General features: G+C 38.4%; 7 protein-coding genes. All 7 read left to right on the top strand.

Annotation, left to right across the window (positions count from 1 at the left end; all coding sequences use genetic code 11):
• Positions 1-9 precede the first annotated feature (9 nt).
• The 7 genes from EGS71_RS05960 (at position 10) to EGS71_RS05930 (ending at position 18,437) form a co-directional block, all read left to right on the top strand.
• On the top strand, positions 10-14,652 hold the full coding sequence (locus tag EGS71_RS05960; protein WP_002010332.1) for an ESPR-type extended signal peptide-containing protein: 14,643 nt from the start codon (positions 10-12) through the stop codon (positions 14,650-14,652).
• 1 nt (position 14,653) lies between these two features.
• A complete protein-coding gene (locus EGS71_RS05955) occupies positions 14,654-15,124 on the top strand; it encodes a hypothetical protein (protein WP_000896070.1) in 471 nt (156 codons plus the stop codon).
• A 156-nt stretch (positions 15,125-15,280) separates the two neighbouring features.
• A complete protein-coding gene (locus EGS71_RS22445; protein WP_000873035.1) occupies positions 15,281-15,430 on the top strand; it encodes a hypothetical protein in 150 nt (49 codons plus the stop codon).
• A complete protein-coding gene (locus tag EGS71_RS05950) occupies positions 15,427-15,636 on the top strand; it encodes a hypothetical protein (RefSeq protein WP_000573640.1) in 210 nt (69 codons plus the stop codon). The genes EGS71_RS22445 and EGS71_RS05950 overlap by 4 nt, the downstream gene beginning before the upstream one ends.
• Positions 15,637-16,190: 554 nt before the next feature.
• Positions 16,191-16,436, top strand: coding sequence for a hypothetical protein (locus EGS71_RS05940; protein ID WP_002010141.1), 246 nt, complete (start codon positions 16,191-16,193; stop codon positions 16,434-16,436).
• 327 nt (positions 16,437-16,763) lie between these two features.
• Positions 16,764-17,045, top strand: a complete 282-nt coding sequence (locus tag EGS71_RS05935; protein ID WP_000154821.1) for a hypothetical protein — start codon at positions 16,764-16,766, stop codon at positions 17,043-17,045.
• Positions 17,046-17,876: 831 nt separating this feature from the next.
• Positions 17,877-18,437 carry a TetR/AcrR family transcriptional regulator gene (locus tag EGS71_RS05930; protein WP_025464890.1) on the top strand — a complete coding sequence of 187 codons (561 nt, stop codon included), beginning with the start codon at positions 17,877-17,879 and terminating at the stop codon, positions 18,435-18,437.
• Positions 18,438-18,484 lie beyond the last annotated feature (47 nt).

Below are 18,484 nucleotides of genomic sequence, written 5' to 3'. Positions count from 1 at the left end.
GATTTTAGAATGAATAAGAACCGTTATCGTATTATTTTTAGCCATGCTCGCGGTATGTTTATTGCTGTTGCTGAAATTGTAAAAAGTAAAACTAAGCAAGCAGGGCAAAGTCAGGGACAAGTGGGAACAGATTCGACTATAGATTCGGTTCTACCTATTCATTATAAAAAACTAAATCCACTTAATTTTGCTGTAATTGGTTGTTTGGGAGCATTGGTAATTAGCTTACCAATGAGCAGTGTGGCTGAAACTCAGATTATTGCCGATAAAGGTGCGCCTACATCGCAGCAACCGACTATTTTAAATAGCGCAAATGGAACAACTCAGGTCAATATTCAGACACCAAGTGCGGGTGGAGTTTCGCGGAATACCTATACACAATTTGATGTTGGTCAAGAAGGTGCCATTTTAAATAATTCACGAAATAACACCCAAACTCAGTTAGGAGGCTGGGTACAAGGTAACCCATGGCTTGCAAAAGGCGAAGCCAAAGTTATTTTGAATGAAGTGAATAGTAATAATCCAAGTCAACTCAAAGGCTATATTGAAGTTGCCGGAAAACAAGCACAAGTTGTTATTGCGAATCCATCTGGTTTGATCTGTGATGGCTGTGGTGTGATTAACGCAGACCGTTTTACTTTAACCACGGGTCAAGCGGTAATGAACCAAGGTTATCTTGAATCATTCCGAGTTCGTGAAGGTCAGGTTACGATTGAAGGTAAAGGCTTAAACGGAAGTTTAACCCCTTATACGGATATTTATGCGCGTGCTTTAAAAGTAAATGCAGGCTTGTATGCAAATGAACTCAATACGGTCCTTGGACAAAATGATATTCAAGTCAAAGACCAAGTTGCTCCTCAAATCACGGCAACGACAGCAGCTACAACCACACCTCAGCCAAATTTTGCTTTAGATGTAGGCCAACTGGGTGGGATGTATGCCGGAAAAATCTTTTTGGTGGGAACAGAGCAGGGACTAGGTGTACGTAACGCAGGTACGATAAATAGTACTCAAAGTACGCTTACGCTAAATGCAAATGGTGATTTGATCAATAATGGTAACTTGATCGCGAATAAAGATCAGGTACAGCTGAAAGCTCAGAATATCCAGAATACAGGTAATATCAGTAGCGCAACTTCACAAATTTTAGTTGAGAGCCAAAATTTAAATAACTCTGGTCTAATCAGTAGTGCAGATGAGTTACATCTCCAAAATCAGAGTACTATTACCAATAGTGGTACGTTAAATGCTGCTCGAATAGCGATTAATTCTAAAAATCTAAAAAATAGTGGCTCTATCGAACAAACAGGCATACAAGGACTTGATTTAAAGTCGGGTTCAATGACAAACCTTGGCGGTAAAATCGGAATTGCTAAAAGTAATACTGGTGGCGGTACTGGGGGATCTACAGGGGGAAGTGTTCCGACAGTTCCAACAGATCCATCTAAAGATGGTGGAAGTTTAGGTGTTGTAACTCCAGTAGATACAACTCCAAAAACTTACGATACTGGTTTTATCCATGTGTCAGATGTGCTGAATAATGATCAAGGTGCAATTGTTGCTAATGGTGGTGTAGATTTAGACAGCCAAAATGGTTTAGATAACCAAGGCGGCCAACTTAATTTAGGTGCTATCAATATTAAAGGAAATAGCTTTAATAATAACCAAGGTCAGCTTACTGTTAAAAGTGCCAATATCCAAACCTCAAGTTTTACTAACCAGCAAGGCCAGCTTGCTTCTAATAGTACTCTTAATATTCAAACTCAGTCTGCCAACAATAAAGGCGGAAAAATCCAGTCAATTGGACAGCTTGATTTAGCGGTAACTGGTGAGTTGAATAATGTTGATGGACAAATTGCTAGTGGAGCAACTGTCAACGTTAATGCAAGTGATGTGAAGAACCAGTCAGGTGTTGTTTACTCAGAAAACCAAGCTGTAAATATTAAAGCGAATAAAGCGATTGATAATACTGAGGGGCTCATTCAGGCTAAAACCAATTTAAATTTAGATAGCCAATCTCTTAATAATACATCAGGACAAATTGTTGCAGATCAAATTAATCAGAAACATGTGACGGTTAATAACAATCAGGGATCTATCGCAGCTCAGCAAAATTTAAACAGTATTGCTCAGCAGTTTGATAATACTCAAGGTCAGATTCAAGCTAAATCAATAAAGTTACAGCATGATCAACTTAAAAACACGGGGAGTGTTTATGCAGATCAAGATTTAACGATTACAGGACAAAATACTCAGAATGCTGGTACTTTGGCGGCTGGAAAAAATGTCCAAATTACCAGTTCAACTTTAGAACATAGTGTAGGTGGATTGATTGCAGCGGGCCTAGATCGGGAAGGCAAATTAGCTAATGCTGGTGATGTTTCAATTAGTTCAGATCAAGTCGGTTTACATGGACAAACCTTAGCTGGCGGTAATTTAAAAGTACAAGCACAAAGCAATATTGATGCGGCAAAAGGGCAATTGCAGGCACAAAATATTGAACTAGGGAGTGTAACTGGCAACATTTCCACACAAGCTGGAAGCGTAGTTGCCAAAGATCAACTCAACCTAGTTAGCCAGAACCTCATTAATAATCAACAAGGGCAATTAAGTGCTCAAAATATAGTGCTGAACGCCAAACAACTTGATAACAGTCAAGGTAAAATCCAGCATACGGGCATTAATGAATTTGCTTTAAACTTTGTGAATGGTTTAAATAACAAAGCAGGTGAAATTAGCAGTAATGCATCCTCAATTAACCTGAACACGTCTGCTCTGAATAATGAAGCTGGAAAGATTATCCATGCAGGGAGCCAGCAACTGAATATCACTGCCGATCAATTGCAAGGCGCACAAGGCCAGATTCTCAGTAATGGACAACTATTATTGAAGGGTGGACAAGTTGTATTAGATGGTGCAACCACTTCGGCGAATCAGATCAACTTGACTGCGAATAGTTTGAGCCATCAAAAAGGTCAAATGGTTCAACGCGGAACATTAAAACCGCTTACACTCGCTGTTAAAGAACAGATCAATAATCAATCCGGACTTATTCAGAGTCCAACGACCCTTTATATTACTTCTGGCAGCCTGAACAATCAGGGCGGTCAGTTGAGTTCAGCACAAGACCAGAATCTAAATTTACAAATAACAGGATTATTGGATAACAGCCAAGCAGGAAAAATCTATGCAGGTCAAGATAGTATTATTCAGGCCGGTGATGTCGATAATCGCTTAGATGGGCTTATTTCTGCACAAAATGCATTAACCGTGACCAGTTTAGGAGTGATCAACAATCAATCTGGCAAGATCATTGCCAATAGTGATGTTGGGATTCAGTCAGAAGGACTGGATAATACCGGCGGGCAAATTGGTTCGGTACAAGGTGGGTTAACGCTAGATGCGGGTACAGGGCAACTCATCAATCAGTCGGGTTCTTTACAGTCAGCTCAAGATATCCAGATCAAGGCAGATCAATTAAAAAATGAAACAGGTTTAATTAGTGTTCAAGGATCGATTCAAGCACAAATCACGCAAGATATTGATAACAGTGAAGGTCAGATCGTTGCCAATAAGGCAGTCTTACTCAGCAGTCAGAGTTTAAATAACAATGCAGGTCTGATAGGCAGTGTTGAAGATATTGTCAACATTAATGCGGGTTCTGGTGTGTTGAGTAACCAGCAAGGTCATATTCAATCCGTCAAAGATTTAACATTAAAAGCCCAAGGGATTGATAATCAGCAAGGGGTCATTGCTACTCAAGCAAAATTGGATATGCAGCAGCAATGGCTGAATAATACCAAAGGCCAAATTATTTCTGGAACAGCCTTAAGCTTTGTAGGAAAGGACTTTAATAACCAGGGCGGCTTACTGCAAAGTGGTGCTGATCTTAACTTCAAGCTCAGTGGCTTACTCGATAATAGTCAATCAGGACAATTGGCAAGCGGTGGCAACACGATTATTCAAGCAGGTTCAGTCAAGAATAGTGGACAAGGTAAAATTAGTGCTCAAGGCGTATTGAATATTGATGCTGTGCAAGCGATTGATAACCAATTGGGAACTATGGTTGCCAATCAGGATATTACGCTAACAAGCCAAGGTTTAAATAATAGCCAGGGTCAAATTGGAAGTAAAAATGGTTCGTTAATGATTGACGTCGGTCAAGGTCAGCTCTCTAACCAAGCTGGTTCTTTGCAGGCTGGAACTGAACTTCATCTACAAGCAGCAGGAATTAACAATGATTCAGGTATTGTCGGTTCTTTAGGTAATAGCCATATTTTAAGTTCGGGTGATATTAGTAACAACGCTGGACAGATTGCGACCAATGCGACCTTGCAAGTCAATGGACAAAACTTAACTAATCAGACTGGAATCATTCAGTCGGGTAGTGGTTCAGCATTGGATCTTGTACTCAATGGTACCTTAGATAATAGTCAAGCAGGCCAGTTGCTGAGTGGTGCTGGTTTGAATCTACAAGTGAATGCTTTAGACAACAGTCAGCAAGGACAAATCAGTGCACAGGATGCACTCAATATCATGAGTGCTGGACTGATTAATAACCAAACAGGCACTATAGTTGCCAATCAAGATGTCACTTTAAACAGTCAGGGATTAAATAATAATCAAGGACAGATTGGTAGCATTCAAGGTGGTTTAACTGTTGATACCGGAAATCAGGCCTTAAGCAATAAAGCGGGTACATTACAGGCAAAAACTGATTTAACCGCAAAAGCATTATCGATTGATAGCACTGAAGGGCAAATCATTTCTCAAGCGAAAATTGATTTGCAGAGCCAGAAAGAAATCAATAATCAGCAAGGGATAATCTCTGCCGATCAGGGTATTCAGGTAAATAGCCAAGGGCTGAATAATAATCTAGGAAATATCAGCAGTGCGCAGGGCAATATCGTTCTGAATGCAGGCCAAGGTGTATTGAGTAATCAAACAGGTAAAGTCATTGCAGGTCAGGCTTTGCAACTCAGCGCGGGTCAGGTGGACAATAGCCAGACAGGACAGTTGAACAGTCAAACGACTTTAGATATCCAGGCCACAAAAGATATTAATAACCAAAGCGGTATTATTGCTGCAAACCAGCAAGTTAATTTGAATAGCCAAGGACTCAATAACAATAAAGGTCAAATTGTCAGCCTGAATGATGCATTGACTGTAAATAGTGGTACGGGCGCCTTAGATAATCAGTCTGGTGTTTTACAATCGAAAAGCAATATCCAGATTGATGCTGAACAGGTGAATAGCCAATCCGGTTTAATCAGTTCAGAAGATAGAATTGATCTACAAGCTCATCAGCTTGTAGATAATAGCTCTGGACAGATTATTGCCAATAATGCAGTACAGATACAAAGCCTGGGACTTAATAATAACCAGGGTCAAATCGCAAGTGTGAATGATGTACTGAACATTAATAGTGGTTCAGGAGAGCTTCAAAATCAGGCGGGTCTATTGCAGGCGCAAGGAGATATTCAACTCATAGCGGATCGCTTATTGAATCAATCAGGATTGATCAATACTCAAGGTAATCTATCGGCACAGATCAATCAGGATATTGATAACAATGCGGGTCAGATTGTTGCTAATCACGCTGTACAGCTAAATAGTCAGGGTTTAAATAATGATGCTGGTCAAATTGGCAGTGTTACGGGACCTGTAATGATAGAGGCTGGTTCTGGTGATCTGAGTAATCAATCCGGCAAAATCATTTCCACACAAGATTTAACTTTAAGTGCTCAACATGTAGATAACCAGTCAGGACTAATTTCCGCCCAACAACTGGTATTAAATACTCAAGGTTTAAACAACCTAAAAGGCCAGATTATCTCAGGAACAGCCTTAACATTTGTGGGTAAAGACCTCAATAACCAAGGTGGTTTATTACAAACGAATAGTGATCTCAATCTTAATTTAAGTGGTGTGTTGGATAACAGCCTAGGTGGTCAGCTGTATAGTGGTGGCTCTACCAAGGTTCAAGCCGCTTCTGTAGACAATAGTTCGCAAGGTCAAATCAGTGCTCAAGGCGACTTAAATCTTACAACAGCTCAAGGGATTAATAATGCTGGTGGGATCATCGTCTCATCTCAGCAAATGCAGTTAAAGAGTCAAGGTCTTAACAACGATGGTGGTCAAATAGGAACAGAGCAAGGCGATCTACTGATTGAGACAGGTGATTTGGCTTTAAATAATGGTACAGGTGCGATCCAGTCTGGGAAATCACTCAGCCTTGATGTTAAGGGTCTCACCAATAGTGGAGTGATCAGCGCTTTAGAGCAGTTGACTATCAGTAGCCAGGGTGATGTGAATAACGATCATGGACAAATTTTATCGAACAAACAGCTTCAGTTGACTGGCCAAAATTTGAGTAATCAGACAGGGATTATTCAAAGTGGTGAGCAGGCCGATCTTGATCTGAATATTAATGGTGCGTTGAACAATCAGACAGGTCAAATTCACAGCGGTGCCAGTACTCAGATTAATGCCAGCTCAATCAATAACAGTCAGCAAGGGCAAATCAGTGCACAGGATGCATTGAATATTATCAGTGCAGATTTAGTTGATAATCAGGCAGGAACTCTGGTTGCCAACCATGAAGTCACTTTAAACAGCCAAGGTTTAAATAATAATCAAGGGCAGATTGGCAGTGTTGAAGGTGGACTCGCTATTGATACTGGAAATCAGGCGCTGAGTAATCAGGCAGGTACATTGCAGGCAAAAACTGATATCGCGGTTAAAGCATTATCAGTAGATAACAGCGCGGGACAAATTAATACTCAAGGTGGTATTGATTTAGTCAGTCAACAAAATATCAATAATACACAAGGTTCAATTGTTGGTGATCAAAGTATCAATATCAACAGTCAAGGTTTGAATAACAATCAAGGTCAGATTGGTACACAAGGGGATTTAACAGTTCAGGCTGGTACTCAGGTCTTGCAGAATCAGACAGGTTTACTGCAAGCTGGACAGAACCTTAACATCAGTGCGGCAGCAATTGATAACTCATTATCTGGTAAGATCAATGCACAAGGCAGTGTAGCCTTACAAAGTACAGGGCTGATCAATAATGAGACTGGAGTCATCGCAGCCAATCAGGATGTGATGCTCACGAGCCAGGGCTTAAATAATACCCAAGGTCAAATTGGCAGTGTAACCGGCAGTTTGAATCTAGATAGTGGTGATCAGATTCTCAATAACCAGTCGGGCTCATTGCTTTCAAACAATCAAATCAGTATCCATGCGACAGGTCTAAATAATAGTCAAGGCCAGATTGTTGCCCAGCAACTTCTGGATATTGATGCCGAGTTGCAAGCGATCAACAACCAAAACGGTTTAATGAGTTCAGATACAGTTAATGTTACTTCTGGCGCATTCAATAACGATCAGGGTCTAGTTCAGGCTAAAACTTCACTGGTGCTTGATACCAACGGGCAAAATCTGGTGAATAGCAATAGTGGTACACAAGGTGGTTTACTCAGCCAAGGTAATCTCACTTTAAAGAATCTCGGAACACTGGATAATACTAAAGGGTATGTGGCCAGTGGCCAAAACCTAGATATCAGTCTCAATCAAGTGCAAAACAGTGGCGGTACTTTACTGGCTGTTCAAAACTTAAAATTACAGGGAACTGGTCAAAATCAGTTACTGAACAATCAGTCGGGCCAGATCCTTTCCATGGGAGATATGCAACTCTCAATAGAGCATATTAATAACCAGGGCAAACTGACGTCTACCGATGCTGATAGCCATATCATGGCAGCCGGGCAGCTTGATATTCAAACCCAGCAGTTGGATAACCAGAATACTAAAGCGCTCACAGATACCGATACTTCGGTTCAGGGCATTGATGCCGGAAATCTGAATCTAGATACTTCGATTGTAAATAACCAGTCGGCTACGATTCGAAGCAGTGAAAACAGCCAGTTGAATATTAGCCAACAATTGAATAACCAAGCTGGTGAAATCAGTGCAGTGAAGCAACTTGGTATTCAAGGTGACCAACTCGTAGTTAATAACCTGAATGGGCAATTACTTGCTGGTGAAAATCTGAATATCAATGCGAAATCATTGACAGGTGATGGCAAGGTGTTAAGTCTAGGGAATGCTGATATCCAGCTTAAAGACAGTTATCAACACAATGCAACTGCGCAACTGCAAGCCAATCAAAACCTGAGCCTAACCAGTGCTGGTGACATCAATAACGATGGCACTATTAATGCGGGCAATCAGTTACAACTCAGTGCAGTGAATATCAGTAATAGTAACAACGCTAAAATAGAGAGTCATGATACCCAGCTTATAGCTCAGCAGCAGATTAATAATACAGGGTTGATCAATGGTGATTTGACTACTTTGACTGCCGATACGGTGAATAACCAAGGTACGGGTCGTATTTATGGAACAGACTTGGCGATTAGTACTAACACTCTAAATAACTTACCTGATGCCAATGGCACTGCACCGGTGATTGCATCACGTGGTGACATGAACTTAGGTGTTAATGTTCTGAATAATCTGGCGAATACGCAGGATTATGACAGTCAGGCATTGATCTTTAGTGCTGGAAATTTATATTTGGGTGGTGCTTTAGATGAGAATCGTAAAGCCACAGGTCAAGCGACTGTCATTAATAATGAAAGTGCAACGATTGAATCACTGGGCGATATGCGCCTTTCAACTCAAACGATTAATAATATTAATAAGAATTTTAGTACTCATGAGGTGGAGGTTTCACGTCAAGAGGGGCTAAATAAGTATTTTGATGGTGTTTGGGCCAACTTTGATGGGACTGTATTTAGATACATGCATCCTGGTGAGGACTCCAGTAGCTATGATTACGATGAAGTTATTACTGAAACTCAGGTTCTAACTTCTGCACCTGCAAAAATTATCGCTGGTGGTAATATGGATTTATCAGGTTCACAAGTGATTAATGATAAAAGTCAGATTTTTGCGGGCGGAAATTTAACGAATACGGGCGGAACGATTACAAACACAGAAGTTCTTGGTAATCGAGAAACGAATGTAAGTGGTTGGCAACATCTCTATGAAAAGCGTAGTGGAAAAGATTTCTTTGGAGATTATCAATTTAGTTTTAGTTCAGTAGAAACGATCAAATTGCCTGTAAGTCAAACGATAGAGCATTATCCGCTTAACCAAACGAACCAAGATATTACTAGGGTATCTAATAATACCAGTAGCAATAACATAACATCAGCACAAACCAATACAACTAATGTCAATGGTTTAAAAGGAACAGATCAAACCACAGATGTTGGACAGGCTGGAACATCACAAGGACAGAATTTATCAGTGAGTGATTCTGGTCAGACTGCACAAGGTACTGATGCTCAAACGACTTCACAAAACCCTGATATTTCTCAGACTACACAAAATAATGATGTGACTGTGAGTACATCACAAGTTGATGTAGCAGATGCTCAAAAGGCACAAGGGCAAGATTTAGTTTCTGCACAGCCAAATGCTGTTCAGTCAGACATACAAGTTTCTAATCTCAATCAAGATACTGCTAATACTCAGGCTAAAAACAATACGACACAAGTTTCAGTTTTGGAGCAATTGCAAGGTCAAACGGCAGAACAGGTGTCTGAGGCATCGACAACGGATCAAGCAAATGCACCAGACCAAGCTGGAACAGGCGAGCAGCTTGAAATCCGTACGATCAACAATAGCCAGTTTAAAGTTGCAAATAATGCCTTATACCGTGTGGGTGCTGACAGCAAAGCTGGCTATTTAATCGAAACTGATTCAAGTTTTACCAATTATAACCAATGGCTCTCTTCAGACTACATGTTAGATGCATTAGGGTTAGACCCAGCGTTACAACAAAAACGTCTGGGTGATGGTTTTTATGAGCAGCGTATGGTTCAAGACCAGATTGCTAATTTAACTGGTTATCGCTTCCTTGAAGGCTATGGTTCGGATGAAGAACAATATAAAGCTTTGATGAATAACGGTGTCACTTATGCCAAACAATATGGCTTACGTCCGGGCATTGCTTTAACCCCAGCACAGATCGCACAACTCACCAGTGATATTGTGTGGTTAGTTGAAAAAGATGTCACATTACCAGATGGAACTCAAACCAAGGCTTTAGCACCACAGGTGTATGTCAAAGCTCGTGCGGGTGACTTAAAAGGAGATGGAACATTACTTTCAGGGAATAGCATCAAATTTAATCTGGATGGTGATTTACTCAATACAGCAACAATTGCTGGACGTGAGGCCGTGCAGATTACCGCAGATAATGTCAACAACCTGATGGGACGTATTCAAGGGAATGCGGTTGATATCACCAGTAAAAAAGACCTGAATAATATTGGTGGGTCAATTCAAGCTAAAGATACCATGGCCATGAATGTCGGTGGGAATCTTAATGTCACATCAACCACGCGTACCACTGATACACAAGTCGGTGGGTTCAGTGCAAGTACAACTGGTTTGGATCGGGTTGCAGGTCTATATGTTGGTGATATTCAAGCCGGGGCCGTCGATTTGAATAAAGCGACATTTGTATTGAATGTTGCGGGTAATAGTGTATTAAAAGGCGCTGAAATTAATAACAGCAATGGTGCAACCTTAATCAATACACAAGGTAATGTTGATATCGGTGCTGTGCAGATTGGTAAGCAAGAACAACTGAATCTTGATGCAAAAAATAACTATAAGATCGCGCAACAACAAGATATTGGTAGTCAGATTTCTAGTGCAGGTACACTTGCGATTCAAGGCAAAAACATTACAGGGAAAGCGGTTCAGTTTTCTAGTCAAATTGGTAATGTTGAATTATTAGCTGAAAATGATATCCAACTCGAAAATGGTTTAACTCAGAGTACAGCATCTAGTCAGTTTGCCTACAAGAGTTCATTTGGTGGTAAAAAATCATCAACTTATAATGCCCATGAAACGGTTTCGCAGGCAAACCAAATTAATGCCGGTCAAAATGTAATTCTGAATAGCCAACAAGGCAATATTACCGCGATAGACCTAAAAGCAACGGCGGGGAATAATATTCAGATACAAGCAGAGCAAGGCAATGTTCAACTATTATCTGCTTTAAATGAAAAGAGTGAAAGTTCGACATCATCAAAAAAGAATGCTGCTACCTATAACAATCGACAATCTGGTTATATCGATCAAGAAGTTGCGCAAACGACCTTAAAAGCGGGCAATACGGTTGATGTTAATGCTGCTAAGGATATTGAGCTTCAAGCCAATGATGTACAAGCTGGGCAAAGTATTTACGTTGGAAATACCCAGATGCAACGTCAGGCAGATGGAACATTAAAAGCTGCTGATGGTTCCGTGATGCCTGAAAATGTGACCTTATCTACCTTAGAAACTCACGACCAACAGTGGGATGAGCAGCAAAAAGGGTACCGAGGTATTGCTAAAGAACTTGTAAAAGGTCTTGCTGTGGGGATGTCAGGTTTAGAGGCTTTGGCTCCAGGACTTAAACTTGATAAGAAAATTACTGTGGGTGAATCAAATAATCAAAGAACAGAACAGATTCGTCAAACAGGTACGAGTTTAAATGCAGCAAATATTGCGGTTGGTTCATCTGGACAAACAACATTAACTAGCGCAGATCTGACGGCGAAAAATGTTGCATTATCAGGTCAAAAAGTGACATTAAATGCTGCGGAAGAGCAAAATATCGAAAGCAGTAGTCATAGCACTGAAACTATAGAAGGCCTAGGGGTTAAGCTGAATAAGGACAGTATTCGTTTAGGCGGTTTTGTTTCTGAAAAAGATAAAAATACTTTAACGGTGACTGAAACGACTCATAAGGCTGGTAGCATTAATACAGATAACTTGAGTATTAATGGGGGTAAAGGCGTTGATATTCTAGGACAGAATATCAAGGCAACAGGCGATACCACGATAGACCATGGTCGAGGAGAGCTCAATATTGGTGGCTATGAAAATAAAACCACCACAGAAGAAAAAACAAAAAATGAAAAAACGAGTGTAGAAGTTGGAGTACGTAATGCCTATTTAGATGCTGCACTCGCAGTGGGTGCGGTGAAAGATGCGGCTTCAGCACTGAAAGATGCCAAAGATGCTTATAGTCAGGCCCAGCGTGATTATGCAGCAGGTAAACTCACCAAAGAAGCATTGGATGACAGTAAAGCAAATGTTGCGATGGCTACAGCAAACTTAGCCAGCGCACAAATTGCAGTGGGTGCTTCAGCCGCCGCGGCAGCAGCCAGTTCCGCGACTTATGGTTTTACCATTGGTGCGAATGGTGAACGTATAGAAACCACAACCAATAACAACCAGACTCAGGGACATTGGCAAGGAAGTAATTTAGAGCTGAATAATCTGACGCTGAAATCTGAAGGCCAAAATACCAATATTCAGGGTAGTCGTTTAACAGCTACGGGCACAACGACTTTCAATGGAACTAAAGATTTAAATGTAACGGCAGGTACAGAACATAGTACCCAAGAGAGCAGTAGTAAAACTAACAGTCAAAGTATTAGTTATAGTTCAGGTGGTGGTGGAAGTGCTTCAATTGGCAAACAAACCAGTCAATCACAAAGTGAAAGCCTCACCCATGTGAACAGTGAGGTTGCATTAAACCGTACAGAAGGTCAGTTGAATAAACTCAATATTCAGGGTGGTGAAGTTTCCATTGCTGATCGGGGTAACTTACAGGTCAACCAAATCCATGTAGAAAGTTTACAAGATACGGCGAAAAGTAGTAACAGTAGTAAAGGCGGCAGTATTGGAGCTGGTTTTGGTTCAAGTGGAATCAGTAATGTTAGTGCTAGCTATAACCAAAGTAAGGGCAGTAGTGACAGTGCGTGGGTCAATAACACGAGTAAGTTGCTTATAGGTGACAAAGACCACGATGCTAATCTAGATGCAATGGGAGTTAAACAGGTTACGAATATTGGTGGTGTGATTGCCAATGCGACCAAGAATGCAGATGGTACGTTAACTGACTATAAAGGCCTAAATTATAGCGGTGCGCTTGAGCTGAAAGATATTCAAGACCATAACTATAACAGTAGCCGTGGATTTAATGTCTCTACAACGATTGGTAAGACTACTCAAGAAAAAGATGGTCAAAAATCTAAATATCCGAATGGCAGTACCACGCTTGGATTACAAAGCAATGGACAGGAAACTGAGCAGCTTACTAAAGCGACGATGGGGCAAGGTACAGTTAAAAACACAACTGAACTGACCAATCGTGACATTAACACTACTCAAGAGATTACCCGCGATCAAACCACAGGAATGTTAAATGGTAGTTTCACGGTGGATCATCGCTTGTTGAGTGAAAGTGGTCGAGCGGAGATTGTTCAGCAGCAGAAAGATTTGCCAGAGAACTTCCGTCAAAGTGCTGAAAATGTTATTAAAGCATTGCCTGAAAGTGAATATAAAAATCAAGTTTTACAGACATTAAATAATGTTCAAGCGAAGCTTTATAAAATGCCAACGCAGTATAAAGATTCTGGTACTTTAGGCAGTGAGGTTGTTTTAGGACTAATCAAACAAGGGGTAGAGCCACAAACAATTAATAAGTTGTTTGATGACAAAGCAGCGGGAATGACCACAGTTTTAGAAAACTTAAATGATCTGAACAACAAAATAGATCACTTGAAACAGCAAGGTCTAAGTATAAATGACATTTTAGGAACAGATAGGAACCAGTCACCGACTGCGAATGATGAAATTACCTTTAAGGACTATAAGGTTGAGATACAAAATCAATCAACAATTGGGATGAAACTATTACAAGAGATTAATTTCATAGGTAATAGTATTGAAGAGATTAGTAAGGATACAGGAGTTGATTTAGAAACTGTGCAATTAGCGGTTGGCTTAATGATTTCGGGACCTGTACGTTTAGTCGTTGGTTCAGCACAATCTTTAGGAATGGATGCATTAGCAGGACCATATAAGAAAAAGGGAATAGATGTATTAGCAACAGCCTTTACAGCATCAGCACATTCAACGAGTACAGATGTTGTAGAGAAAATGATCAACCCACAATATGCCAAAGAAGTGCCTGAAGCTGAACGGGATAATTATGAGTCATTATCAAATGAATTAAGTAGCAGTAAGCAGGGCGCTGAGTATTTAATTAATGCAGCTGCAGGAATTGTTGTTGGTGGTATTGGTAAAGGGGCTGTTAAGAACAATAATTCTGATATTGATATTTCTAAGTCAGGATTTGAGATAGGAAATATTAATCCTATTACAGGCCATAAAATATTAGGTACTCATAAAGATGAAAGTAATAACACAGTTGGTAATTATATTGTTGAAGGAACAAAGCCTTCTACTAAAGATAAAGTAATAAAAACGGATATTCAATATTATGAAAATCCTGGCCACCATGACCCTAAAGGAGGGAATCAAATTGGTTACAACAAGACAAAATCAGTTCTGCCAGATAACCATAAGACTTTATGGGACAACAGTATTGTAGCTTCTGATGGGAATAGATGGGCAGTAGAGGTGATAAACGGAAAAAAAGTTTATCATCGCTTCCAAAATGATGGTAATGGTAATTTCCATTGGAACGGTTCTACGAATGGTAAAACAGCAAGTGGGGTTGATAGAAGTGATGTTGGCAAAATTCCACCTGAAATATTGAGGAAGTAAAATGTTATTTGGTGATCCTAGTATTTTTGCCTTAAAGTGTATTGATGCTAATAGTAAGCAAAGAAAAGTCATGATTAACTTAGTGCTTGTTATAAATGGAATTGAAGTTGGTACATTAGAGGATGGCACTTATATTCCTACATTTAAAGCGAGCCTTAATAGAATTGTTAATCCAGAAAAGCTTGATATAAAGAAAGTAGAACTAAGCACAGAAGGAAAATTTGATTATTTCTTAAATCCTAATACAACTGGAAAATATATGGCAAGTTTAGGTGACTCCTTTGATGATTTTGATATTTTCTTTTATGAATATGAATCAAATTTTGTTGAATTCATTTGGAAGCTTCATAATCAAACAGTATTTTCATATCTTGATTTAAGAAGTGATATTACTTATTCAGGTAAGGTGCCTAAATCTTATTTATTAAAAATCATTAAAGAATTTTTAGAATGGGTAGATGCAGTAGATTAGGAGCTAAAAAATATATTAGGAAAACCCACTTAAATTTAAGTGGGTTTTTTAGTTAGTAGTAATAGCCAGTCTTAAATTTGCCAATGAGGTAGAAAAGGATAAACAAGGTCAGCCTAATGGCTCGACATTTTTCCTCAAGGATGGTCGGAAGCAAGATTGAAATATGAACTATCAGAGGCTTTTAAAAATAAGCCAGCTAATTTACGTCCACAAGAAGATTTTACTACTACACCTTCTGGGGTAAAAGTTAAGTTTGTACCACCTAGTGGTAATATTAGTCAATGGCGAGGATGGCCTTTACAATGATTGAGGTTAAAATGATTTTAGAATTTTCTTATACTTTACGTGAAGAATATGAAGGTGATGAAGGAACTCTTGTTCCACAATTATTTAGATTAGATAATCTGGATGAAAATAGAGGGTTTGAAAATTTTTTAGAAGGTAATGATGATTATTTATACTTTATCAGTAATGTTGATACAAGTAAAAAAGTTGAAAGTATACTTATTTAATTAAGTAATGTATTGGATGATAATAGTAATGAATGCCAATATATAGTGGATGGCTATTTTAGAAAGGCAGAGGTATGTAAGGATATAACTGCTTTTAATATAATGCCTAATATACAAATAGGTTATAGAGGTGGTATACCTACAGATTTATTTCTAAAAATTTTGAATTTGTGGGGGGAGTATCTTAAATCGGGAAGTAAGGAAAAAGTAATCGTTGAAGTTTGATATTTATAATTGTTTCTGGTGGAAATTTTGATATTTTATTTTGTGAACCTAAAATCGTTTTTTTTGGGTTAATTTGGAGGCCTCATAATCAAGCAGTATTTTCGTAGCTTAGTTTAAGAAGTGATATTACTTATTAGGGTAAGGTATCTAAATATTATTAAAGAATTTTAGAATAACTAAATACCTGTAGATTAGGGGTTAAATAAGTATATTAGTAAAACCCACTTAAATTTAAGTGGGTTTTTTAGTTAGCAGTAATAGTTAAGAGTGTACCCTTATAAAGAAAAAGTATAGATGTATTGGCGAATGCGTTTACTGCATCGGCGCATTTGACAAGTACAGATGTTGTAGAGAAATTAACAAATCCACAATATGAGAGTGAAGTCCCTGAAGCTGAACGAGATACTTATGAGTCCTTATCAAATGAATTAAGTAATAGTAAGCAGGGAGCAGAGTATTTAATTAATGCAGCAGCAGGAATTGTTGTTGGAGGTATTAGTAAAGGGACTGTTAAGAACAATAATTTTGATATTGATATTTCTAAGCCAGGATTGGAGATCAAAAGTCGAGACTAATACTTAATAATAAAAAAAAACTGCTTGATCAGGGGCTTTTTATTTAGTGCATGAGAATTTAATGATTTCACTAATGTGGATTATGATAAATTCCTAAAAAATATCATACAGGAAGAGGTTAAGAAAAATGACGAATAGTTTTTTAGATCATTTAATAGTCTTATTAGGAAAGTCTAATAAAGACAAAATTTTAATTGATTTTTTTGTATCTAATAATTTTATAAAAAGCCTTCCTTCTTATCAAAGAGAAAAGATTTTAATAGTGAGATAGAATATGGGTATGACTTATATTATTGGTAAAGAAAAAAACTTTCTGATGAAATATTGTTGACTATTAATGTTAACTCTACTGTTGATGCCTATATATCAAGTTTGATTTCATATCTTTTTGAGAAAAGTTATCCAGATATATATAAACAAATTGTTGAACAAATTATTTTTATGCGTTTTGATGAGTTAAGTAAACAAGATTTTCATTTTATTATTGATCAGATTAATAGGTTATCAAGTAGTTTGGATTATTTACCAGATGATGTAAAAAATGGTATATATTGGTGGAATAAATTAATAAAACCCCTTGTAGATAGGGATTATAGGATTGTTTTATGATTTAGTATGTAGTAATACTCATAGAGTTTAATTGATATCATCAAGATGATTAGATTATAGTTTTTTCAGATTTAAGTAAAGATGATGAAATTATTGTTACAAATAATGTAACTGATGAAGAATTAGGACAAGCGGTACGCTTAGCCTATGAGAAGTGTACAAGTATTTATTAATTTATAAAAAAGAGGCTTCTATTTAATTATTAGAAGCCTGATTTTAGTTAATCTTATGCATATTGTGAAATTATAACTTTTTTAGTTAGATATTCTAAAAAAATTTGTTAACTACTTGTTTAACTGTCGATTATTTTAATTGCTGTATTTTAGTGCAAATGTCATTTTTTGTGCTTGACGATAAATAGAGTGACTATTATCCTTTGCGTGCTGGCCTACATCGCCAGTCGGTTTTGACGGACCGTATCATAGAAGCATTAAAGGTTTTACTTTTAATGCTTAGCCCCTCGTGCCCCCTCTGCGGCGGAACGGGAGGGGGACACCTTCGGGTGTGCTGGCTCTATGACCAGTCCGTCAACCCCTTTTCGTTCTGCCACCATAATTTTAATGTCTGGCAGAACTTCCAATAAAAAGGAGTTGGCTTTGCACATCCATTGTTTCTTGGCTCTCGAAGCCAAAAGCTATAACGACACAGCTTAAAAATTTAAAGCAGTTTGATTACCCTAAGGTTTTCACGCTCAAAGTCATTTTTATTTAAAACTTAGTAACAACAAAATGTGAGATGTGCCAAGCACAGTCTTTATGGCTTTGCTGTGCCTTTTTTTCTCCCAAAAAAGTATCTCATTTACAAACAACAAGAATTTATAACGGTAAAACTATGCCAAATTTAGTTCTCCCAACACGTGCCTTATACGTTGTAAATAAAGCAATTGATCTGTTTCATCACCGTGGATTTCACCTTATTGGCATCGACAGAATAGTGAAAGAATCAGAGATTACAAAAACGACTTTTTATAATTATTTTCACTCTAAAGAAAGGCTGATTGAAATCTGCCTGATGGTGCAAAAAGAAAAGCTCCAAGAGCAAATGGTCGCAATGATTGAGTATGACTTAAGCACTCCCGCAATCGATAAACTCAAAAAGCTTTATGACTTACATACCGATGTAGAAGGGCCGTATTACTTATTATTTAAAGCCATTTTCGAGATAAAAAATAGCTATCCCAACGCTTATCAAACCGCCGTGCGCTATAGAACATGGCTAAAAAATGAAATTTATAGTCAGCTTAGAATACTTAAATTTGGTGCTTCATTTAATGATGCCAAACTATTTTTATATATGATTGAAGGCGCAACTATTCAGTGTTTAGACAAGAACGATGCGCATGAAGGAAATAAGGCATTAGATTACTTTTTATTAAAGATTGGTTTGGTTTAGATAAATATCCCAAAGTACTTTGGTAAGGTACTTGGGGATATACAGGT

The sequence above is a fragment of the Acinetobacter sp. FDAARGOS_559 genome, from assembly GCF_003940475.1.
In the GTDB taxonomy this organism is placed as follows: Bacteria; Pseudomonadota; Gammaproteobacteria; order Pseudomonadales; family Moraxellaceae; genus Acinetobacter; species Acinetobacter baumannii.
This window is presented reverse-complemented; position numbering and strand designations above follow the sequence as displayed.